The following is a 24,261-nucleotide window of genomic DNA, read 5'->3' as shown; positions in this document are numbered from 1 at the left end:
CACAGATTTTGGCTCTCTGCTTAAATTTGAGCTTTAGACTAATTAAAAATATTTAACGTGACGAAACATGGTAATGTATCCGGTCGTATAAGTTAAATTTCTGCCGTGGTTATCTATATATTAAAATGCAGGAATTACGCTGCCCTTATATTTTTCTTCAATGAATTTTTTAATTTCTGGTGAAGTTAAAGCTTCTGAAAGTGCTTTAACATAAGGCTTGTCTTTATCTTCTTTTCTTGTTGCCAATACATTCACATATTGTGAATTCTTATCTTCTAATAAAATTGCATCTTTTGATGGGTTTAATTTAGCATCTAACGCATAATTAGCATTTATTACTGCTAAATCTACTTCTCCTAGTACCCTTGGTAATTGTGGTGCATCTAATTCCTTAATTTGAATTCCTTTTTTATTTTCTATCAAGTCTAATTTAGTTAAAATGTCTCCGCTCTTTAACTTTATTAAACCACTTTTTTCTAGTAATCTTAAAGCTCTTGTTTCATTTGTAGGATCGTTAGGTACCGCTATTGTTGCACCTTGTTTTACATCCTGAATATTCTTAACAGTCTTTGAATAAACACCAAGTGGTGGAAGATATACTTTTGTAACTGGAACTAAATCTGTGTGTTTTTCTTTATTAAAGTTTTCAAGGAATGGAGTATGCTGATACATATTTGCATCTAAATCTCCAGATGCTAAAGAAGTATTTGGGATTATATAATCTGTAAATTCCTTTATTTCAAGTTTATATCCTTTTTTTTCTAATAAAGGCTTTACCTCCTTTAAAACTTCCCCAGCTGGAACTGGTGTTGCTCCCACAACTATAGTCTTTTTATCATTTGCTGCAGTTGTTGAAGTACTAGAGTCTTGTTTTGCTCCGCATGCTGCTAGTCCAAGAATTAATGTTGATGATACCAAAATTGCCGCGATCTTTTTCATAAATAAATCCTCCTTAAATTTTGAATAATTTTTGTGTAAGAGCTTTACATTTGTTACAAATACTATTTAATAAAATTTTTACTTTTTATTATGGAAACATAATAAAAAATTAAAGCTGGAGAAAAACCTCCAGCTCAAAAAGCTATTCTAGAATTTCTCATCTTTCAGCTGCTAAGGCTGCTGCAGGAGTTAGCACCTTTGTATTAAAATAATACAGGTTGCTGGGTTTCATAGGGCCAGTCCCTCCACCACTCTTGATAAGTTAGCGATTAATATTAACTTGTTTTTTATTGTTTTAATTATAAATATAATATACTTTTATGTCAATATTTTTTTGTAAAGTTTCATTTTTAAGAGTATTGGAAACTTATTAGAACTCCTTCTCTTACATTAGTTAATAAACAAATATTTAAATCATTAGTACTTTACAGTAATTTTCCCTAATGCTACAGCACTTACTAGTCAAGCATTATAATAAGCTCAAAAAGTATTTAAATAGCTGCTTCTTTATAAACTTTATCTCCAGAAGTAATTGAATTTACAGGACATACATTGCCACAAAGATGACATCCAACACATTTATCTCTAAGTAATAAAGGTTTTCTATTTTCATAATCCCACTCTATAGCTTGATGTCCACCATCATAGCATGATATATAACATCTTCCGCATCCTACACAAGTATCCTCTTGGAAGTCAGGATATATTATATAATCTCTATCTAGCTTATCTGTAGAAACTACATTATTTAGTGCTAACCCTACCAATTCTTCTACTTTATCTATACCTTTTTCATCCATAAAATAAGATAGTCCACTTATTAAATCATTTATAATTCTATAACCATACTGCATAACTGCTGTAGTGATTTGGAGATTAGAAGACCCTAAAAGTATAAATTCTACAGCATCTTCCCAAGTTTCTATTCCCCCCATACCACTTATAGGTATATTTTTTAATTTTGGACTTTTAGCTAAATCATTTATAAACCTAAGCGCTATTGGTTTTACAGCCTTTCCAGAATATCCTGATACAGAGGATTTTCCATTAATAATTGGGTATGGAGAAAAATTATCTAAATTTATTCTTGTAATACTTTTTATAGTATTAATTGCAGCTAGTCCAGTTGCTCCTCCTTCTATAGATGCTACTGCTGGTTCCACCATATCTCCAACATTAGGTGTCATCTTTGCCAATATTGGTAAATGAGTTCCTTTTCTTGTAGCTTCGCAATATTTTTTTACTAATTCTGAATTTTGTCCAACATCAGCACCCATAGCATCACTTATCATTTGAGGACAAGAAAAATTACATTCTATTATGTCTGCACCAACTTCTGTAACCATTTTAGCTAGCTTAGTCCATTCTTCTTCATTTTCTCCCATTATTGAAGCAACTAAAATTTTATTAGGATAGTTTTCCTTTAATTGCTTCATCCACTTTAAGTTTAAATCTAGTGGGTGATCAGAAATTTGCTCTAAATTTTTAAAACCTATAAAAGGTGTATTTTCTTTACCTATAATATCAAAACGAGGAGATACTTCATTTGGTACAAAAAATCCTATAGTTTTGAAAACAACTCCTGCCCATCCCATTTCTAAAGCTTTAGCACACATTTCGTAATTGCTTCCAACTACAGAGGATGAAAGGAAAAATGGATTTTCACATTTTACTCCACAAAATTCTATAGAAAGATCTTTATTCATTCCCTTTCACCTCCATGTCACTTAACTTTTCTTTACACAAAAGATCTTGTATAATTCTTATTTTAATTGGTCTATCTATCTTATTTCTAATACAGCTTCTTTGACAATACATTTTGTTATCACAAGCCACGCCGCATTCCTGTGATTTATTGAAATCTTCTAAAACCTTATTTGACGCACCTTTATAATTTTTAAACCTAATAGACATTATTACACCAGCAGGATCCTTTTCTCCAGGGCACGCCTTACTGCAAGGAGGATCGTAACATAAAAGACATCTTGTTGCTTCCTCTTCTATCATCAACTTATCAAAAACTTTCTTATCTGCCATACTTAATCCTCCAAATCTAAAATTATACTTTATAAACTTTTTCTTCCTTTTCTCTTTAGGAATTTTCCCCATCCAGACTCTCCTAAAAATTCTCCGTTATTAAACACTAATCTTCCTCTAGAAAAAGTCATAACTGGATATCCCTTCAATTTCAAACCTTCCCATATAGTATGATCTACATCTGAATGCATATTTTCTTTAGAAACTGTAAATTCTTTATTTGGATCATATATTACAATATCTGCATCGCTACCTACTGCAATAGTTCCTTTTTCTGGTGCACATCCAAATATTTTAGCTGGATTAGTTGAACATAATTCAACTACTTTATTTAAAGATAACCGTCCTTTATTTGCTTCACTTAACATATATGGATACATATTTTCTATACCCATACAACCATTTGGGATCTTAGTAAAGTCATCTTTTCCCCAATCCTTTTCATAACTTTGGAATGGACAGTGATCCGTTGCAATAGTATAAATATCACCACTTTTTATTCCCTGCCATAGAGATTCCTGACTTTCTTTTCCTTTCATTGGTGGTGAGCAAACAAAATTTCTTCCATCTTCTCTTTTATAAACTTCATTTGTAAAGTGTAAATATTGAGGGCATGTTTCTGCATATATTTCATATCCTTCATCTCTTGCCTTCTTAACCTCTTCCATACCATCTTTGTTAGCAAGATGAACTATATAAAGAGGTGCATTCAAAGCTTTAGCCCAATGAATAGCTCTTTTATCTGCTTCTGCTTCTACAAACTCAGGTCTAGAAAGATAATGATACCATGCAGAAGTTTTCCCTTCCTTTAAAAAATCTTCAATTCTAACATCTATTAAATCAGGATTTTCTGCATGTACTGCTATAAGAGCTCCTGTTTCTTTTGATCTCTCTAAAGCCTTACATAGTACTCCATCGTTAACCATTAAACCTTCTTTCTTATATACCATAAATACCTTGAAACTAGGTATTCCATAATCTACAGCAGCTTGAAATTCTTCTAAAACCTCTGGTGTTAAATCTGTTATAGCTACATGGAAAGCGTAATCTACGCAAGCTTGAGGTGCACATAATTCATCTCTTTCTTTTGCTGTTTGTATTATTCCGTTACCCTTTTTTTGAATAGCAAAATCAAAAACAGTAGTTACTCCACTGCAAGCTGCTGCTCTTGTACCACCTTCATAACTATCCGCTGATACTGTTCCTCCAAAAGGCATTTGAAGATGAGTATGAGCATCTATAGCACCTGGTAGTACATATTTTCCTTCTACATCGAAAATTTCAGCCCCATTATCTGTAAGATTATTGCCTATAGCTACAATTTTGCCACCTTCTACACCTATGTCGGCTTTATAAGTATCTGTAGCTGTTATTATAACTCCATTTTTTATTATTAAATCCATAATATCACCTCAAACATAGAAAATTAATTTCAATAGCCTCTATGAAAACTTTTCCATAGAAGCTATAACAATTTATAATTTACAATTTCTTATACTACTTTTTCAGATATTATTTCTGATTCAGTAATTTCATTATTCTCTTTTTCAGTAAGTATAGATTCTTTATCATTTTTCATTAATAAAGTATATATTATCATAGCTAATATAAATCCTATAGCCCAACCATTATCTGTTAAGCTGCTTAAAGCTGGTATGAATTTACCTGCTAATGGTAGAATAGCTGCTAATATCCAAGCATATATAGCATTTTTATTGAATCCATTTTTATACCAATATTTTCCGCCATCTCCTTTAAATAGAGAAAAAACATCTACTAACTTTTTACGGTGAATATAATAATCCGCTATATATATTCCAGCTAAAGGTCCAAGTAGTAACCCATAAGTTCCAAGCCAATCAAATATATATGCTGAAGCACTTGACATAAGCTTCCATGGCATTATAGCTACCGCCGCTGCACCAGTAATTAAGGTAGCTGTTTTAAAGGATATTTTTTGTGGATTTAAATTAGATATATCATTTGCAGTTGCTACTGCATTAGCTGATATGTTAGTAGTTAAAGTAGCAATTATTATACCTATAGCTCCTAAAATTGCTGCAATTGGGCTATTCATTTTTGATATAACATCCACTGGATTCCATAAGAATTCACCATATATTATCTTAGTAGCACCAGTAACAAATACTCCTACAAAAGCAAAAGCAATCATAGTTAAAGGTAAGCCTAAAAGTTGACCTCTGAATTGAGCCTTTTGACTCTTTGCAAATCTACTAAAATCAGGAATATTTAAAGATAAAGTAGACCAGAAAGCTATATTTGCAGTTAAACCTGCTAAGAATACTTTCCAAAATGAAACTGATTTATCACTATTGGGAGCAATGCTTAATATATCTGAAATTCCTTTTCCTAAAGCAGCTACAGAACTATAAGCCCATATCATAAGTGCTATAGATATTACTCCTAATATAGGAGCTGCCCAAGCTTCCATAAACTTTATAGCTTCTGGTCCTTTATAAGCTATAAATACATTTAAGAATAAGAACACAAAGAATGAAATCCATATTCCTCCGCCCCAATTAGCCCAAGCAGGACTTATAGTTGCCATAACAGCATTTATAGATTGTCCTCCTATCCATACATTTATACCAAACCATCCAGCACCAATAATAGCCCTTGCCATGGCTGCTATATTTGAACCTTTAATACCAAAGGATAACCTTGCAAATACAGGATAAGGAATACCATATTTAGTTCCTGCATGAGAATTAAGCTGCATAGGAATTAAAACTATAAGATTAGCAAGCCCAATATTTATAAGTGCCTGCCACCAAGTAAGACCTGCATCTATCATACTTGAAGCCATCATATATGTAGGTATACAAACACTCATACCTATCCAAAGAGCTGCGATATTATAGGTTCCCCAAGTTCTTTGTTTAATCTTTGTAGCAGCCAAATCATCGTTATAATAAGGGCTACTTTTTACTTCTTCTACTGCTGTATCTGTTAATTCGTATAAACCTCCAATTTCTTTTTGGGTTTTATATATTCTAGACATAAAACATTTCCTCCTCACTTTTACTATATATAAGACTATATTACTGATAATTTCTTATTTATATGAACTTCAAGGCTCCCTATAACTATCATATATAGATGTATTTATCCATTAGCTACCAGCCGTAAGACTCCCGCTTCTATAAACGGAGAGTCAACGGCTGCTACGCTCTGGATTCGTTCAACTAATACTCAGATGGAGTCAAAACTCCATCTGAGTAAAGTTTCACTCTATTACCACACAAGAGGCTTAAACATATCTTTATCTCCATCAACTACATTCAAGAATATAGCCACATTACCGATTACTGCTTTAGCTATATAATCTGTACGCACTTTATCATAAGGTGTGTGTGCATATTGTTCCTGCATAGGTGAATATCCTATGGTTGGTTTCTTGTCTATACCTGCAGTTTTACTGGCATCTGTTCCAAAATCCCAATACCCATACTTTACTGGCTGATCTATACTTTCTAAAGCTTTAGCTGCCGCTTTTACAAAAGGGTTATCTTCAGATATTTTCCAAGGACTCATATCTTTAGCAACTTCATATTCTACTCCTGTATAAGATTTTTCAAGTGCAGTTTTAACTTTTACATCTGCTTTAAATTCTGGATCTTTTTCCGATATTTCATCAATTATTTTTTGTATTTCTTCCAATGCAGTTTTTGATGTTTCTCCAGGTATAGTACGTCTATCTATAGAAAGCATACATTTGTCTGGAACTATAGACAAAGCTCCTGGAGAACACTCGATTATATTAATAGATATAGAAGCTTTACCTAGCTTTTCATCAGATGGAAGTGAAGGATAAAGCTCATCCTTTATTTTACTAATTAAAGGTATAGCTTTATATATAGAGTTTATTCCAAGCCATGGAGCACTACCATGAGAGGTTCTTCCATATACTGTAGAAAGCAACTCTACTCTTCCTCTATGTCCACAGTATAATTTAAGTGAAGTAGCTTCGCAGGATACCATAGCATCATAATTTATACCCTTAGCTGGGAAGGTCTTATTAATTAAATGCATCATTCCTACCATTTCCGCTGGCTCTTCTTGAACTACCCCAGTAAACATATACTTTCCTTTAAACTTATACCCAAGTTTTTTTAATTTTGCTAATATTCCCCCTGCATATATTTGAGCGGCTTCTCCTCCTTTTACATCAGAAGCAGCACGGCCATGTATACATTCTGCTAGTTCCTTTGTTGTTTTGTCTTGGTTATCAACTTCGCATATATCAATAATTCCTCCATAAGGATCATACCCTTCCCAATTATTTATATCTCCTGGACTTACATGATCCATATGTGCATTATACATTATAGTTGGTCCAACTTCTGTGCCATTTACGATTCCAACTATATTTCCCATGTCATCTCTAAAATATTCATCGTAACCTAAGGCTTCCATTTCAGCTAATAACATATCTGCCAGTTCTTTTTCTGTACTACTTATACTAGGAGTTTGTATTAATTTTTGAGTAAATCTTATGACCTCTGGCTTTAGTTCTTCACCTAATTCCTTGACTTTTTCTATAATATTCTCCATGCTGCATTCTTCCTTTCCCATAGTAATTTTAAGATTAGCTTAGCTTGAAGGCCTCCTTTGGAAGGTCTACTAACTTTAAATATATACCTATATTTCCTAATAAGGCTTTTTCCATAAAATCTGTACGAACCATATCAATTGGTCTATGGCAATAGAATTCCTGCATAGGAGAGTATCCTATAGCTGGTTTTTTATCTCTACCGCAAATTACAGATAAATCAGTACCAAAATCCCAGTATCCATATTTTACAGGTTGACCCAAACTCTTTAATCCTTCTGATGCTGCTTTTGTAAATGGATGATCCATTCCTATTTTCCAAGCTTCTTTAACATTAGGAATAGTAGCAGTTTTACCTGTATAAGAAGTTCTAGGCACTGCCGCAATTTCAACAGAAGCTCTAAAATCTGGATCTTCTTTTGAAAGTTCGTCTATAATATTTCGAATTTGTGCTACGCATTCCTCTGCAGTTTCCTCAGGAACAAAACGTCTGTCGTAAGTTATTTGACATCTATCAGGTACTATGCAAAGGGCTCCTGGAGTACAGTTTATTATAGTTAATGCAATACTGGAGCGCCCTAAATCCTCATCCATTTTGTAATTAGTTGACATATATTCTTCAACTTTATCAATAAATTTAGTAGACTTATTCACTGCGTTAACGCCAAGCCAAGGGGCACTGCCATGTGAGGTTACTCCTGAAATAGTGACCTTTATTTCTACACGACCTCTATGTCCTAAATAAAGCTTAAGACTCGTAGATTCGCAGGATACTACACCATCATAGTCAATACCTTTTTCTTTAAAGGTTTCATCTAAAAGTTTTATCATACCAAGTTGCTCAGCTGGTTCTTCCAAAACTACTGCTGTAAATATAAATCTGCCTTTTATCTTATAACCTATATCTCTAAGCTTTATAAGCATGTATCCTGAATAAACCTGACAAGCCCCACCTCCTTTTGTATCTGCAGCAGCCCTACCATGAATTACTTCTGCTTTTTCCAAACCTGTTCTATCTTGATTTTCCACCTCTATAATATCTACCACTGCACCGTAAGGGTCATAGCCTCCCCATTCACTATAGTCACCTGGATCCACATGGTCTAAATGAGCATTATACATTATTGTAGGGCCAGGTTCTGTACCATTGATTATGCCTATTACATTTCCCCAAGTATCTCTAAAAACCTCATCATAACCTAAGGCTTCCATCTCTTCTATATATATATCTGCTACACCCTTTTCTTGTCCTGAAAGAGAAGGGCATTTAATTAGCCTTCTAGCAAAATCTATTACCTTTGGCTTTACTTCCTCCGCCATCTTATTTAGTTCTTCATACATTCAAATCCCTCCTTTTGCCTGCAAACAAGAATATTTCATAACTATTTAGTGATATATTCATCAACGAAATCTAATACTTCATCAAAAATTTCCAGAGCTTCTTTTAACTCTTCTTCATTTATAGTTAGCGGTGGCGCTATTATTATACAATTTTCATGTGAATAAGTTGAAAATCCTTTTTCTTTTAACATTCCTATAATCTTGCCCATTATTTTTTCTGGATCTTTTCCATAAGGTACTAAAGCTTCTCTTGTTGTTTTATTTTTAACAAGTTCTACAGCTGAAAATAAACCTATATATCTTACATCACCTACAGAAGTATGTTTTTCTTTCAGCTTTTCAAGCTCTTTACCCAAAATCTCTCCCATGGCTTTAGAGTTTTCTATTAGATTTTCTTCTTCGTAAACCTCTATAGTTGCACATCCTGCAGCACAGCCTAATGGATGAGCATTATAAGTTAAGCCACACATAAGTACATTATTATCAAAATATTCTGCAATTTTCTTATTTACAATAACACCACCTAATGGCACATATCCGCAGGTAATCCCTTTTGCAAAGGTAATAATATCAGGCTTTACATCCCAGTTATTACAAGCAAACCATTGTCCTGTTCTTCCCCAGCCAGTCATTACTTCATCACACACCATGATTATTCCAAATTCATCACATAATTCTCTTATTGCCTTTAAATATCCTTTAGGTGGAATAATTACTCCATTACTTCCTGTAACAGTTTCCAAGAAAATAGCTGCTACGTTATTTTCTCCTTCATATGCAATTTGTTCTCTTAGTTTACCTATATAAAATTTAGTTGCTTCTTCCTCACTTTTAAAATCTATATTTTCTCTATAAATATATGGATCAAAGAATTTAACAAATCCAGGAATTCCAGGTTCACAGGTGTATCTTCTTGGCTCCCCCGTTAAATTTGCAGCTCCATAGCTTGCACCATGATAAGAGCGATATCTTGAAAATATTTTTTGTTTTCCAGTAACCATTCTTGCTATTTTTATAGCATTTTCATTAGCATCTGCTCCACCTAGAGTAAAAAATACTTTTCCCATGTTGTCTGGTGCTTTTTCTATTACTTTTGAAGCTAATTCTGATCTTACATCTACCGCATATGCTGGTCCCATAAAAGGAAGCTTTTCCGCTTGTTTTTTTATAGCCTCTATTACCTTTTTGTTTCCATATCCTATATTTAGGTTTACAAGTTGTGAAGACATATCAAAATATTTCTTTCCATTATTGTCCCAAAAGTAAATTCCTTCTGCTTTTGTAATTACTAAAGGATTTAAACTTCCTTGTGCACTCCAAGAATGTAAATTATATTTTTTGTCATATTCCTTTATTTTATCTACTTCTAAAATAGTTTCGTTACCTTGTGAAGTCAACATATCTATTCCTCCTAATTATGAAAATTTCATCTATTTACAAAAATTTACCCTTAATATATCTTGTTATATATTTCTATGAGTTCTTCTAATCTAGGCTTTCTAGGATTAAGCAGTGCTGTCTTACTTTGCATTGCATCCTCTGCTAGCTTGTTGATCCCTTCTTTATCCACACCAACTTCTTTTAAGGTTGTTGGAAGTCCAAGTTCTAAAAATAGATTATTCATAGCTTCTACGGCTAAATAGCTAGCATCCCTTGTGGATTTACCCTGTACATTTTCTCCCATTGCTTCTGCAATGATTTTAAATTTTTCTGCACAAGCCGCCCTATTAAATCTCATAACTTCTGTAAGAAGTATGGCATTAGCAAGTCCATGTGGTACCTTATAGTAAGCTCCAAGTGGTCTTGACATAGCATGTACTAACGCTGTAGAAGAGTTACTAAAGGCTAAACCTGCATACATTTGTCCAAGCAACATATTTTTTCTTGCCTCTATATCTTCTCCATTTAAAACAGCCTTGGATAGGTTGTCATTTATAAGTTTTATAGCTTTTATAGCATATAAATCTGCCATTGGCTGAGCTGCCTTAGATATAAAAGCTTCTATTGCATGAGTTAAAGCATCCATACCCGTAGCTGCAGTAACCTCTGGCGGCATCATTGTAGTAAGATTTGCATCTAAAATTGCTATATGTGGTATTAATGAATCTGCGAAAATCAGCATCTTTATCTTTCTTTCAGTATCAGTAATAATTGAATATTTACTTACCTCACTTCCAGTTCCAGCTGTTGTAGGTATTGCTATTATAGGAATACCATCTATTTCTGGACTCTTTTTTTCATAGTCTACAATATCTCCCTCATTAGTAACCATTACGCTTATAGCCTTAGCTGCATCTAAAGCACTTCCTCCACCTAGGGCTACTATAAAATCTGCTCCTTGTTCCTTGGCAGCCTTTGCTCCTAATCTTACGGTATTAACACTTGGGTCTGACTCTACCTTATCAAATACTATATATTCCAAACAGTTGTCCTCTAAGCTTTTTAAAACTTTATCAAGTGCTCCTGTTTTCTTAGATGAACTCCTTCCTGTAACTATTATGGCCTTTTTTCCAAGCTTCACAGCTTCTTTCCCAACTTGAGTTACAGTATCTTCTCCATATATGATCCTTTTAGGACTTTGAAATACTAAACTTAACATAAGTTCCACCTCGCTGTAATTACAATTTAATAATTTAACATGTATTAATTTATTAATTTATCAATTAACATGTGTATAATTTATCATACAATTAACAAAAATCATATGTCCACAATGTACAAATATAATAAAACATTTTTGTACACCATCAATGATTTGTAGTTAGTATGTTAACGCTTAAATTGTTTATAACACTAAGTTTTAGGGATGATTAATAATTTTTAAATTTTAGATTGTTTTATATATATATTCTATAATTAATCCATGATTTTTATGATAATTTATCATAACTTTATTGAAGATCAACCTAATTTTAACAAAAAAAGGAGCGGTAAAGTTACCGTTCCTCTTTTATTTTAGATTTTTAGGTTTACAAGCTGGAGACTTATATGCTTTAAATTATGTTTAAAAATCTTCCAGCCTTTATACAAAGCATAATATTAAACACAATTTGCTCATCTTTTAGATCACACTGCAGTATTTCTTCTATTCTTTTAATTCTATACTTCATAGTATTTCTATGAACATATAGTATTTCTGCAGTTTTACCAAGATTTCTATTTTGTTCTAGGTATACAATTAAAGTTTCCATTAAATTAGTAGAATTTTTCTCATCGTACTCTTCAAGTTTTAATAAAGTTTCATCATATAAATTTTTCATCTCATTATATGTACTCATTTCAAAAAATAATCTATATATACCTAAGTCTTTATAGTTAGTTATACAATCTTTCTTTCCACAACGTTTTAATATTTCTAAAGCTTTTTGTGCCTGAAAAATAACACTTTTAAAATCTTTTAAATCACTGCAGGTTCCACCGATTCCCACGCTAACCGTAAGAGAATTTATTTTTGTAGAAACATCTTTTCTTATATTTTCTGCAATAAGGTTTATATCTGCCATAGCTGCATCATCTGATTTTTTATTATTTTTACTAGTAGATATCATAATAAAAAATGCATCTCCCTGAATTGCATAAAGATACTTTTTATTACTTTTATTAACAATATGTTCTATAATTTCCTGTATTTGAATTTTTATATTTACAATTATCTCTTCATTTTTTATTTTTTTTCTTTTCAAATATGTACTAAAATTATCAATATCTACTACTAAGGACGTATAAGCTTCATTTGAATTATATCCATATAAAGTAGCTCTATTTATAGTTTCATCTGTAATACTTATATTCCCAAAAATTAGTTCCCTCATAAAACTATCCATAGATTCTTTTTGTAACTTATTCTCAAAAATTCCTCTACATATAATTTGAGTTACCTCTATTAATTTTACTTCAAAAGGCAACTCAAATATAGGAAAATCCAGATTATTAGCTAAATTTATTACTTCTTCAGGAGTTTCTTTAATATAAGGCCCTACATTAATAACAAGTCCAGATAAATTTCTATCATGAATGTCTTTTACTAGCTTTATTAGGGCTTTAGTATTATCCTTAATTGCTATACCTGTAATAAAAAGTAGTTCTCCTCCCTTTACCCAATCTGAAACTTCTGGTATTTCAACTACATGAACCCAACTTATTATATTATTTAAACCACCTGCTCCTGCCACTAACTTCATTTTTTCAAGGTGAGGTAAGCTTAATATATTCTTACAGGTCACAAGCATACGTTATTAACCTCCATAACTACAAATTCAAATATTACATATATATAGATACTCAAGCCCGAAATTTAATTTATACTCCGGGATATATTACCATGTTTCGTCACGTTAAATATTTTTAACTGGTTTAAAAATAATTTTTCAAGTCACTTATGTCATAAATTATTATATCTGCTCCTTGTAATTCCACTTCTAATCCAAAACCGTATTTACAACCAATAGTGTAAATTCCATTCTTTCTTCCAGCTTCCATATCATGTTTTCTATCTCCTACAATAGCCATTTCTTCTGGATAGTTATGCTTTACCTTGTCTAGAATCTCATATTTAGGAATAAAATCATATTCTTCTGAGCATAACATTGTCTGAAAATAGTTACTTAGATTAAATAATTTATCATGAGAGTCCCTATAGTATTTCCTACAATTACTGATAAAAACCAAATGATATCCTTTATTTTTTAAATATTCTAGAGTCTCTAAAGCTCCATCATATAGAACAGCTTTTCCTTGTTCAATCCTAGACTTCATTTCTTCTGCAATTATATCTCTACACTGTATTTTTGTCTCTTCTGGTAAATTAGGCATAAACTCTTGCCACATTTCTTTACTACCAAAGCCTAACCAATAGCTGATTTCTTCTTCCTTCCATACCTTTGGTTCAGCTAATTTGTTTTCTACTAGGTAAGAATAAGCTTTTTTAAAAGCAGGTCCGTAAATTTTCATACTGCTATGGAGAGTTCCATCATAATCAAAAAAAATTGTTTTTACGTTTTTTAAGTTAATCATACTTTAACACTTCCTCACTATATATACTATAAATAATTAAAACTTTATCTTGCTAATCCGTCTATATATTTTTATAAATCTATATAATCCGAATACAAATATAATAAATCCCATTGGTACAAATAAATAGCCTAATGCCTGTATAGTCTTGGAATCAAATAATTTTATAAAGGTAACACCAGTAATAATACTACCTAAGGCTGTTCTTATATATGCTAAGAAAGTTCTTTCATTAGCAAGCATAGTACGGTCCACAGCAAGAAAATCCCGTAATATCATATCTTCTTTATTATGATTATAAAAGTCTACATCATCTTTCATTTATCCACTACCTCATACCTCATCTTCTTCATCCCATATAATCTTAGCTAACGGGAATGGTTCAAGAGCTCTATCTAATATTCCATGTACATAAGCAATTAATATGCCATAATTTACAATAGGCACACTAAATTCTTTTGCATCGCCAATTCTATTCAGCATTGCCGCTCTATTTAACATACAGCCACCACAGTGAATTATCAAAGCATATCTTTTAACCTGTTCCGTAAAGGTTACTCCTGAGGTATATTCAAAATCAACTTGCTTGCCTGTTAACTGTCTTATCCACCTTGGAATTTTAACTCTCCCTATATCATCTGCTTGCTTATGATGGGTACAGCCTTCCGATACAAGTATCTTATCTCCGTCCTTTAACTTTTTTATTGCTTTAACACCTTTTATAAGCTCTATCAAATCCCCTTTATATCTAGCAAACAATATAGAGAAGGATGTCATTAAGATATCCTTTGGTGTATCCGCTGCTACTTTTAGGAAAACCTGTGAATCAGTAATTACAAGCTTTGGTTTCTTAGCTAGGTTTTCTAGGGTTTCTTTAAGCTCGTATTCTTTAGTTACAATAGCTATTGCATCACTTTCTAAAATATCTCTAATGGTCTGCTGTTGTGGAAGAATAAGCCTGCCCTTTGGAGCTGCTTTATCAATTGGTGTAACAAGTACAACAAAATCACCAGGATTTATTAAGTCTCCTACTATTTTAAATTTGTCCTCATCCTCAGGCAATATACTTATAATCTTATTCTTTAACTCTTTTATACCTTGTTTTGTAGCTGCGGATGCTGGTACTACAGGTATATCTAAATCTTTGTTTATAAGCCCTATTTGTTCTTCACTAAGTTCACATTTATCTATCTTATTTAAAACTGCTATAACAGGTATTTTCTTTTCCTTAACTTGACTTACAATTGATTTATCATAGTCAGTTACTCCAATAGAACCATCAATTATAATTAATGCAATGTCCGTTTTATTTAAAACTTCTAAGGTTTTCTTTTTTCTCAGTTCTCCCAGCTGTCCTATATCATCAAGTCCCGCAGTATCTATGATTACACAGGGACCAATAGGAAGTATTTCTATAGATTTATAAACTGGATCTGTAGTCGTACCTTTAACCTCTGAAACGATAGCTATTTCTTGGTCAGTAATAGCATTTATTATACTTGATTTTCCAGCATTTCTCATACCAAAAAGTGCTATATGCACTCTTTCTGAACGTGGTGTTTCATTCAAACTCATTTATGCTCCTCCTTATTGCTTACCTGGAATTCCAGGTCGAGTTACTTCAAAGGGATTTAATATTTTATCTATAATTTCTTCAGAAATTATGTTTTCTTCATGTATAACTTCTCTTATAGTTTTTCCTTTTTCTAATGCCTTCTTAGCTACTTCACTGGCTCTATCATATCCAATATAATGAATAAGTGCAGTGACCATAGCAGTAGACTTCTCTAAATTTTCTCTGCATTTTTCCTGGTTAACCTTAATATTTTCAATGCATTTTTCTCTGAATAATATGACTGATCTACCTAAAAGTTCAAGTGATTCTAATAAACTTTCTGCAATTAATGGAGTAAAAGCATTTAACTCCAACTGCCCCATGGAGCTTGCCATGGTTATGGCACTATCATTTGCTATTACTCTCATACTTACTTGACCTACCATTTCTGCAATAACTGGATTTACTTTTCCTGGCATAATTGTGGAGCCCGCCTGCACTTCTGGCAAAGAGATTTCCCCGAACCCACCCTTAGGTCCTGAGTTCAAAATTCTAAGATCATTTGAAATTTTTAAAAGATTAACACTACAAGACTTTAAAAGTCCAGACACCTCTACAAATACATCACAATTTTGTGTAATATCCATTGGAAAATCTGATCTTGCTATACCTAACTTTGTTAAGTCTTGAATAACATCTGTTATCATATATATAAACTTATTTGTAGCATTTAATCCTGTTCCAATAGCAGTACCTCCAATATTTACTTGTCTTAATCTTTCTTCTACCTTGTATATTCTCCATCTATCTCTTTCTATAGCCTTTGCATAAGCACCGAAGCCCTGTCCTACCATCATTGGAAGAGCATCCATAAGCTGAGTTCTACCAAGTTTTATAACATCAGCAAATTCATTTTCCTTTTCTTGAAGAGCTTGTTGTAAATCCGCCAAGGAATTACTCAGCCTCCTTATTAGACGAATTGCGGAAATTCTAAGGCCAGTTGGGTAAACATCATTAGTGGATTGAGACATATTTACGTCATTTAAAGGATGAATTATATCATAATCTCCTTTCTCTCCTCCAATGATTTCTATAGCTCTGTTAGCGATAACTTCATTTACATTCATATTAGTAGAAGTGCCAGCACCACCTTGAAATGCACTTATTTTAAATTCTTCATCTAATTTTCCTTCTATAACCTCATTACTTGCTTGAATTATTGCCTGTGCTTTTTCAGAAGAAATTCTTTTTAAGTCTCTGTTAACCATAGCTGCAGCTTTTTTTATAAGAGCAATATCCTTAATTAAATTTAGATTTACAGTTTTATTTCCTAAATTAAAATTTTCAAGGGCTCTTTTAGTGTTTATTCCATAATATCTTATGTCATCAATATGTTTTTCTCCAATTAAATCCTTTTCTATTCTGTCTGACACTGATTTGCCTCCTATTTATACTTAAAATGCAAATAATATTAATTATCTTTTACAATATTATATCATTTTAATATATTAAAGATAATACCTGTATTTTATGAATATGCATACATATTAAAACAAAAACACTTATAATTTTCTTTAACAACGAAAAAATCACATTTGTCAATAGCAATACTGAAATCAATTGAAGATGTAAATAATTTACATACCTGATAACTATAAAAATATGTAACACTTATTTAGTTTACTCATACTATATACTGTAAAATTGGTAAACAGTTTTATATATTTTAACTACTATTTATTTAAATTTGAAACAAATAAGGTTAGGTGTTTATATTTGGATATTTTTACACCAAAGGAAAATCATTCCATTTTTTTAATACCGCCAAATAACAAAGTAGTTAACAAAGGGAGGATTAATTATATGGAAAATATAGGAACTAGCATATTAAACCAAGACTCTATAACAAGAATAATTAGTGAATGTGTAGCTGAAATTAACGGACGTTTCTTTTTATTAATTAAGATAGAAATAGGAAATATAGAACAAGTAGTTGTAATAAGAATTTCACGAGCACTAGCTATACTATTGATAAGAAGTGGAATAAGAGAATGTAACCCACAAATTAATATTCCTCCACAAGGAGATTTAATATGCACATTTGTTGTAGGTAACGAAGCATTCCTTGTTTTTAATGTTGAAACCACTACTACTGACAGATTGGTAATTGTAAGAAGTCCACTTTGCCAAATAATTTAGCAAGATTCAATTAGATATTTATTTACTATCTGATTTATAATAATAAACGACAGCTCCGAATAAAATCGGAGCTGTTTAAGTTTCACTTTATTATTAAACACTTTCAATTATATTTTCTATAGGTGCTCCCGGAGGAACAATAGGAAATACTTTTGCATCTGAATGAACTTCAACTTCAATAAATACTGGTCCATCATATTCTAAAGCTTCTTTAATACACTGTTCTATTTGCCCATTTTCGCTTATTTTTATTGCTTTTATACCGTAAGCCTTAGCTAAATTTATAAAATCCACTTCTGAACCTATATGAGTTTGAGAAAATCTCTTGTTATAAAACAAATCTTGCCATTGCCTTACCATTCCTAGGGCGTGATTATTAAAGACTATTTGAATCATAGGAATTTGATATTTAGAAACAGTAGCAAGCTCTATAGAATTCATTTTAAAACTTCCATCACCAGCTATATTTATAACCTTAGAATCAGGACGCCCAATAGAAGCACCTATTGCCGCTCCAAGTCCAAATCCCATAGTTCCAAGACCTCCTGAAGTTATAAGAGTTCTTGGCTTATTAAACTTAAAAAACTGTGCTGTCCATATCTGATTTTGTCCTACTTCTGTTGAAATAACTGCTTTTCCACCAGTTAGTTTATAAAGGGTTTCTAAAACTTCTTTCGGACTTACCCCATTATAATCTGTACATTTTAAAGGGTAATTTTCTTTCAAAGAGGCAATTTGCTCGTTCCACTGACTCTTTTCTTTTTCTCTTATGTTCTCATTTAAAAAGCTTAATACCTTTTTTACATCTCCGTTAACTGGAATATGGACATTTACATTTTTACTCAATTCATTTGGATCAATATCTATATGAATTATTTTAGCTTGTGAGGCAAAGCTGTTTCTATCACTGGTAACTCTATCACTAAAACGTGCACCTATTGCAATAAGCAAATCACATTTATTTATTGCAATATTAGAACAGCGTGTACCATGCATACCAACCATACCGGTAAAATAAGGATGTTCTCCAGGAAATACTCCTAAACCCATAAGGGAACAGGTTACTGGAGCTTTAATTTTTTCTGATAATCTCATAAGTTCATCAGCAGCACCTGAAATACCTACTCCTCCGCCTGCATATATAAATGGCCTCTTACTTAAGTTTATGGCTTCAATAGCTTTTTTTAAGCTCTCATTAAATTCATCTTTTACTTTATCATCATAATTTGAACTATTTTCTGCTTTATAAGAAGTATCTATCAGCACAGGTTCGTACTCCATAGAAGCCACTTGAACGTCTTTAGGGATATCTACTAGTACTGGACCTGGTCGTCCAGTACGCGAAAGTTCAAAGGCCTCTCTTATCACTTGAGGAAGTTTTTCTATCTCTTTAACAAGAAAATTTTTCTTAGTAATACTTTTAGTAATACTTACTATATCAGCTTCTTGAAATGATGATCTGCCAAGCAAACTACAAGGAACCTGGCCAGTTATTACAACCATTGGAACGGAATCTCCAAAGGCTGTAGCAATACCTGTAACAGTGTTCGTTGCTCCTGGACCTGATGTAGCCAATACTACTCCTACTTTTCCGGTGGCTCTAGCATATCCATCTGCAGCATGTGTTGCCCCTTGCTCATGTGCAGTTATTATATGTTTTATGTGATCCGCATCATAAAGAGCATCATAAATAGGTAAAACCTGTCCACCTGGATATCCAAATATAACATCTACACCTTGTTCTCTTAAGCATTCTAATAATACTTGTGCACCTTTTAGTTTCATGTATTTACCCCCTGTTTATGTCTATAACTATGGTATTTACCTTTCTACTTTCTTTATAGAACCTTACAAGCTCTTATTTATTGAATTACTATAAAGCTTTTTATATATTATTCCTTATTTTTAACCCAAGGCATCATTTTTCTAAGTTCTTTACCAACAGTTTCTATTTGGTGTTCTCTTTCTTTTCTTCTTATTGCATTAAAGGATGGTCTGTTTACTTGGTTTTCAACGATCCAGTTTCTAGCAAAAGTTCCATCTTGTATTTCTGTTAATACATCTTTCATTGCTTTTCTGCTTTCCTCTGTTATAATTCTCTTTCCTGTACAATAATCTCCATACTCAGCAGTATCACTTATTGAGTATCTCATGTAGCTTAAGCCGCCTTCATTAATAAGGTCTACTATTAGCTTCATTTCATGTAAACATTCAAAATATGCACTTTCTGGTTGATATCCTGCTTCTACTAGAGTTTCAAAACCTGCTTTTATAAGTTCTGTAACTCCTCCACATAATACCGCTTGTTCTCCGAAAAGATCTGTTTCAGTTTCTTCTTGGAAAGTAGTTTCTAATACTCCAGCTCTTGATCCGCCAATTCCTTTTGCATAAGCTAATGCATATTCTTTAGCTTTTCCGCTAGCATCTTGATGCATTGCTATAAGACATGGAACTCCTTTTCCTTCTTCATATTGGCTTCTTACAGTGTGTCCTGGTCCTTTTGGTGCTACCATGAATACATCAACGTAAGCTGGTGGCTTTATTTGTCCAAAGTGGATATTAAATCCATGAGCAAATACTAATGATTTTCCTTCTGTAAGATTTGGTTCGATACTTTCTCTATAAAGTGCTGCTTGTTTTTCGTCTGGTATAAGTATCATTATGAAATCTGCCTCTTTTGCTGCTTCTGAAGCTTCTAGTACTTTTAATCCTGCTGCTTCAGCAATTTCCCAAGATTTACTTCCTTTATATAGTCCTACACAAACATCTACTCCACTATCTTTTAAGTTAAGTGCATGAGCGTGACCTTGGCTACCATAACCTATAATTGCTACCTTCTTACCTGCTAATAATTCTAAATTTGCATCGTGATCATAATACATTTTTGCCATTTTTTTGTTCCACCCTTCTCTTATTTAAAAATTTATTTAGTTTTAACAATATATTTTATTTTGAATATATTTTTAGCTAACATCAATATGTACATAAAAAACAGACCTCTCTATGGGGCGAGAAGTCTGTCCGCGATACCACCCAAATTTTTACTCATATACCCATAACGGCTTTCACCGGCCCAGCTTACTTTTGTTTCAGCCTGCAACTCTAGAGTGATTTTCAGTGGACGATTATTGCAGGATCTCACCACTCCCCACTCTCTGTTAAATATCTTTTCCACTTACTCTTCTCTATCAATGTTTTTAATTACTATCAATTAGTTAATAATATATAATTTTATTAAAAGTTCTTATTTGAAGGTTTACTGAATATATATAAGTATAAATAAAAATGCGATAAACCTCTCTTGGGGCGAGAAGTTTATCGCGGTACCACCCAAATTTTTACTCATATATATAACGGCTACTCACCGGCTCAGCTTACTTTTGTTTCAGCCTGCAACTCAAGGGTGATTTTCAGCAATTTGCACTTATGGGTTTCCACCAATCCCCACTCTCTTTAAAGTCTTAAAAAGCTTACTTTTCCCTTTCACAGTATTTTATATCCATTTCAAAAATTTATAAAACAAATATTTATGTTTTATATTTTTCAATTTATTTTAAATGATACATCCTTATTCTAAGCTTGTCAATATGTTTTGAAAATTTTTTTTAAAACACAAAGTTCTCTAAACAGGTTGACAGTATAAAGCAATAGGCGTATATTATTCTCTAAATTGTTAGAGTTTATAAATAATTTTTATTACCATCTTATATATTTCATTTTTTATGTATAATCAGTAAAACCTGAACAATATTAGTGATTAATATTATTGCTCTCAGGTGATAATTTGAAACTTTTCTTGCATATAATCCGTAGTATTTATATGCGGAAATCACTTTTACAAATCATATATCAAGGAGGTTATTTTTAATGGAAAACTCTTATGTATTTTATCAAGGTGAAATCTTAGCGGAAAACCAAGTAAGCATTGATATAAGATGCAAGGCTTTTAATTATGGACTTGGCTGTTTTGAAGGTATAAGAGCCTATTGGGATGAAGAATCTCAGCAATTGTACTGTTTCAGGTTAAGAGATCATTATGAGAGACTGCTTCAATCCTGCAAAACTCTTTATATAAACATTTCTTATACCGCTGAGGAACTATGTAACTGGACTTTAGAACTCTTAAGAAAACATAATTTTAAAACTACTGTATATATAAGACCTATTGCTTTTAAAGGATCAACAAATATTAGTCCAAGCCTTTTCGATGATGATAATAGAGTTCTTATTTACTGCCAACCTTTAGGAAAATTTGCCGGAAAAGATGAGTTTAGAGTTGCTGTATCTTCTTGGACAAGAAATGGGGATAACATGTTATCTCCTAGAACTAAAGCTACAGGAGGATATTTAAACTCCGCTCTAGCGTCTCTCGAGGCAGTACAAAACGGTTATGACGAAGCTTTGCTTCTTACGAATAATGGCTATGTTTCCGAAGGACCTGGTGAGAATCTATTCATTGTTAAAAAAGGCAAGCTTATTACTCCTCCTCCTTCTGATAATATTCTTGAAGGAATAACAAGAGAAACCGTCATGCTTCTTGCAAAAGAAAAATTAGGATTAGAAGTAGTTGAAAGAAATATTGCAAGAACAGAATTATATGCGTCAGAAGAAGCTTTTTTTAGTGGTACAGCTATGGAGGTTACTGCAATTGTTGAAGTAGATAACAGAAAAATTGGTGATGGAAAACAAGGAGATATTTGCAAAAAAATTAAAGAGTCCTTTTTCAATATAACTAAAGGTAAAGATCCTAAATACAAACATTTTTGCACTCCTGTATATTAGCAGTTTAGTATACAGTTTTATATGAAACTAAGTATTTTAAAATATAAGTATATAAAAGGAATAGGAAAATATTAAATTACATCCTATTCCTTTACTATTATCATTATACAGTTGAATCATTAATATTCATTTAGTATCTATTTAGAATTAAATTAAAACTAAATAGAATCCAAATACACGCTATTTACATAATCTATACCTGTTTTAGTTTTAAAATACTTTTCTTTTACAGTAGTAATCTGTTTCTTATCCATGTTATCTTCGAAAATATTTACAAGAAAATCAGCTTCTACTAATATTTGAAAATCTAAACCATCAATTTTTGTATATGTATGATGGTTTCCTATTAAATAACATATACGTTCAAGTAATTTTTCATCCAAATTATATTCTTTTAAAAGTTCCCTTGCAACAGCAGGTCCCTCAATTTCTTGATATTTTCCCATGGAAGTGTTATATTTTTTTTCACTTTCCTTTATTCCTATATCATGTAAAACAGCTGCTGCATCTAGAATTATTTTTTCTTCCCCAGATAACCCTTCAATAGCCCCTATATTTTTTGCTAAGCTGTATACCTTCAAAGCGTGATTAATTCGTCTAACATCTTTTCCAAAATATAAAATCATTTTTGAAATAATGGAATCAACTAAATTGTTCATAGAAATATTCTCCTTGTTTACTTTTTAATTTTTTATTGCAAAAGATAAATTAAATAGCTAATTAAAGAACAAATGCTATTTTTTGTATTTCTTTATTATCCTATAAGCTTTATATGCTAAGAATATTATCAATGCAATTATAATTATATTTAGTATAGCACTAGCAAAAACACTACCGTAGTTTGATGGTGCGTTTCCTAAGTATTGTCCACTAGAATTGTATGAACTATAGCCACCATGAGGCACTGGTATTGGTATTGGTAAAGGTATTGGTATATAGCTTCGTTTGGAGCCATAGGACTGCGATGAATTTTCATAGTTAGTCTTTGGTGGTGTGTATGAATTTTTAGGGTTATTAGAATTCTTTGAATTACTTGCATCGGCATTACCTGTTGAAAATGATCCAGAAGAAAATCCTGATGTAGAACTACTACTCTTCGTAGATGAGCTGCTTTTATCAGTTGATGAACTACTAGTAGAATCCTTGTTACTGTTAGAATTCGAAGGTGTACTAAAACTTCCTGACTTAAAACTCCCCGAAGCACCAGAACTGCTGGAACTCTTATTTGAGCTTGATGAGGTGTTTGGGTTTACTGATGTAGAGCTACTAGAACTTTTGCTAGTACTAGAACTTGTCGACCCACTAAAATTTCCCGACTTATATCCACCAGAACTACCTGAAACGCTGCTGGAGCTTGATGACCCTGACTTAGAGCCTCCTGAACTTCTACTGCCTGAACTTGAAGATGAACTTCCTGGTTTAGCATGTACTATTGAGTTATCAGTTTTTACGTTGTTTACACTAACATGTCCTACTACATTTCCAATTAAAAATATGAAAGTAACTATTAATGGAAGTAATATTTTATTATATTTTTTCAAAAGTAATCTCCTCCAAAAGTTTATGTAGTACAAAAATAAGACTTAACCAATGGTATCACACTATTAAACTCTGCCTTATTAGTTGTATAACTATAGTCTTTATATATTACTATTATATAAAAACTCCATTACAAAATCAAACCTTGTATAATTACCTATAAAACCCCTAATATAATTCTAGTCAAAAGCTGCATACAGATACCTACAACTTAAATTTAACTTATACGTAGGGACATATTACCAATGTTGAAGTCACATTTAAATATTTTTTATTAGTCTTA

The 24,261-nt window shown here is 32.2% G+C and carries 20 protein-coding genes, 1 riboswitch and 2 other annotated features; of the genes, 2 read left to right on the top strand and 18 right to left on the bottom strand.

All coding sequences use genetic code 11. The features are described 5' to 3' along the window. Positions 1-120: 120 nt before the first annotated feature. The 14 genes from HGI79_RS19155 to HGI79_RS19090 form a co-directional block, all read right to left on the bottom strand. A complete protein-coding gene (locus HGI79_RS19155) occupies positions 121-939 on the bottom strand; it encodes a MetQ/NlpA family ABC transporter substrate-binding protein (protein WP_185652287.1) in 819 nt (272 codons plus the stop codon). Positions 940-1,093: 154 nt separating this feature from the next. Further along, positions 1,094-1,203: riboswitch (SAM riboswitch) on the bottom strand. A gap of 227 nt (positions 1,204-1,430) precedes the next feature. After that, complete coding sequence (gene preA / locus HGI79_RS19150) at positions 1,431-2,645, bottom strand: NAD-dependent dihydropyrimidine dehydrogenase subunit PreA (RefSeq protein WP_185652286.1); 1,215 nt, start codon at positions 2,643-2,645, stop codon at positions 1,431-1,433. Then, on the bottom strand, positions 2,638-2,976 hold the full coding sequence (locus HGI79_RS19145; RefSeq protein WP_185652285.1) for a hypothetical protein: 339 nt from the start codon (positions 2,974-2,976) through the stop codon (positions 2,638-2,640). The genes preA and HGI79_RS19145 overlap by 8 nt, the downstream gene beginning before the upstream one ends. A 29-nt stretch (positions 2,977-3,005) precedes the next feature. Next, on the bottom strand, positions 3,006-4,379 hold the full coding sequence (gene hydA, locus HGI79_RS19140; RefSeq protein WP_185652284.1) for a dihydropyrimidinase: 1,374 nt from the start codon (positions 4,377-4,379) through the stop codon (positions 3,006-3,008). 89 nt (positions 4,380-4,468) lie between these two features. Continuing rightward, complete coding sequence (locus tag HGI79_RS19135; RefSeq protein ID WP_185652283.1) at positions 4,469-5,998, bottom strand: NCS1 family nucleobase:cation symporter-1; 1,530 nt, start codon at positions 5,996-5,998, stop codon at positions 4,469-4,471. A gap of 233 nt (positions 5,999-6,231) precedes the next feature. Further along, positions 6,232-7,551, bottom strand: a complete 1,320-nt coding sequence (locus HGI79_RS19130; protein WP_185652282.1) for a M20/M25/M40 family metallo-hydrolase — start codon at positions 7,549-7,551, stop codon at positions 6,232-6,234. 34 nt (positions 7,552-7,585) lie between these two features. Continuing rightward, on the bottom strand, positions 7,586-8,890 hold the full coding sequence (locus HGI79_RS19125) for a M20/M25/M40 family metallo-hydrolase (protein WP_185652281.1): 1,305 nt from the start codon (positions 8,888-8,890) through the stop codon (positions 7,586-7,588). A 41-nt stretch (positions 8,891-8,931) separates the two neighbouring features. Beyond that, positions 8,932-10,290, bottom strand: a complete 1,359-nt coding sequence (locus HGI79_RS19120; protein ID WP_185652280.1) for an aminotransferase class III-fold pyridoxal phosphate-dependent enzyme — start codon at positions 10,288-10,290, stop codon at positions 8,932-8,934. A 50-nt stretch (positions 10,291-10,340) separates the two neighbouring features. Further along, on the bottom strand, positions 10,341-11,489 hold the full coding sequence (locus tag HGI79_RS19115) for an iron-containing alcohol dehydrogenase (RefSeq protein WP_185652279.1): 1,149 nt from the start codon (positions 11,487-11,489) through the stop codon (positions 10,341-10,343). A 394-nt stretch (positions 11,490-11,883) separates the two neighbouring features. Beyond that, positions 11,884-13,119 carry a PucR family transcriptional regulator ligand-binding domain-containing protein gene (locus HGI79_RS19110; RefSeq protein WP_185652278.1) on the bottom strand — a complete coding sequence of 412 codons (1,236 nt, stop codon included), beginning with the start codon at positions 13,117-13,119 and terminating at the stop codon, positions 11,884-11,886. Between the two features lie 124 nt (positions 13,120-13,243). Continuing rightward, positions 13,244-13,903, bottom strand: coding sequence for an HAD family hydrolase (locus HGI79_RS19105; protein WP_185652277.1), 660 nt, complete (start codon positions 13,901-13,903; stop codon positions 13,244-13,246). Between the two features lie 36 nt (positions 13,904-13,939). Beyond that, positions 13,940-14,224, bottom strand: coding sequence for a DUF202 domain-containing protein (locus HGI79_RS19100; RefSeq protein WP_185652276.1), 285 nt, complete (start codon positions 14,222-14,224; stop codon positions 13,940-13,942). Positions 14,225-14,236: 12 nt separating this feature from the next. After that, complete coding sequence (gene hydF, locus HGI79_RS19095; protein ID WP_185652275.1) at positions 14,237-15,478, bottom strand: [FeFe] hydrogenase H-cluster maturation GTPase HydF; 1,242 nt, start codon at positions 15,476-15,478, stop codon at positions 14,237-14,239. A gap of 12 nt (positions 15,479-15,490) precedes the next feature. After that, a complete protein-coding gene (locus tag HGI79_RS19090; RefSeq protein WP_185652274.1) occupies positions 15,491-16,891 on the bottom strand; it encodes an aspartate ammonia-lyase in 1,401 nt (466 codons plus the stop codon). Positions 16,892-17,321: 430 nt separating this feature from the next. Here HGI79_RS19090 and HGI79_RS19085 point away from each other — a divergent pair, with 430 nt between their 5' ends. After that, positions 17,322-17,657, top strand: coding sequence for a spore coat protein (locus HGI79_RS19085; protein ID WP_185652273.1), 336 nt, complete (start codon positions 17,322-17,324; stop codon positions 17,655-17,657). 93 nt (positions 17,658-17,750) lie between these two features. Here the strand turns inward: HGI79_RS19085 and ilvB are convergent, their stop codons facing one another. After that, positions 17,751-19,442, bottom strand: a complete 1,692-nt coding sequence (ilvB, locus tag HGI79_RS19080; RefSeq protein ID WP_185652272.1) for a biosynthetic-type acetolactate synthase large subunit — start codon at positions 19,440-19,442, stop codon at positions 17,751-17,753. Positions 19,443-19,549: 107 nt separating this feature from the next. Next, positions 19,550-20,548 carry a ketol-acid reductoisomerase gene (gene ilvC, locus HGI79_RS19075; protein WP_185652271.1) on the bottom strand — a complete coding sequence of 333 codons (999 nt, stop codon included), beginning with the start codon at positions 20,546-20,548 and terminating at the stop codon, positions 19,550-19,552. A 110-nt stretch (positions 20,549-20,658) separates the two neighbouring features. Next, positions 20,659-20,858: a binding site (T-box leader), on the bottom strand. 98 nt (positions 20,859-20,956) lie between these two features. After that, positions 20,957-21,153: a binding site (T-box leader), on the bottom strand. Between the two features lie 371 nt (positions 21,154-21,524). Here ilvC and HGI79_RS19070 point away from each other — a divergent pair. Beyond that, the gene (locus HGI79_RS19070) at positions 21,525-22,439 is read left to right on the top strand and encodes a branched-chain amino acid transaminase (RefSeq protein WP_185652270.1); all 915 of its coding nucleotides are present in this window, start codon (positions 21,525-21,527) and stop codon (positions 22,437-22,439) included. A 158-nt stretch (positions 22,440-22,597) separates the two neighbouring features. Here the strand turns inward: HGI79_RS19070 and HGI79_RS19065 are convergent, their stop codons facing one another. Together HGI79_RS19065 and HGI79_RS19060 are read right to left on the bottom strand one after the other, a co-directional pair. Beyond that, entirely contained in the window at positions 22,598-23,098 is a 501-nt protein-coding gene (locus HGI79_RS19065) for an HD domain-containing protein (protein WP_185652269.1), read from the bottom strand. A 75-nt stretch (positions 23,099-23,173) separates the two neighbouring features. Then, the gene (locus HGI79_RS19060) at positions 23,174-23,980 is read right to left on the bottom strand and encodes a hypothetical protein (protein WP_185652268.1); all 807 of its coding nucleotides are present in this window, start codon (positions 23,978-23,980) and stop codon (positions 23,174-23,176) included. Between the last annotated feature and the right edge of the window lie 281 nt (positions 23,981-24,261).

This window comes from Clostridium sp. DJ247 (assembly GCF_014231265.1).
The sequence above is the reverse complement of the archived record's forward strand: the minus strand, read 5'-3'. Positions and strand labels throughout refer to the sequence as shown.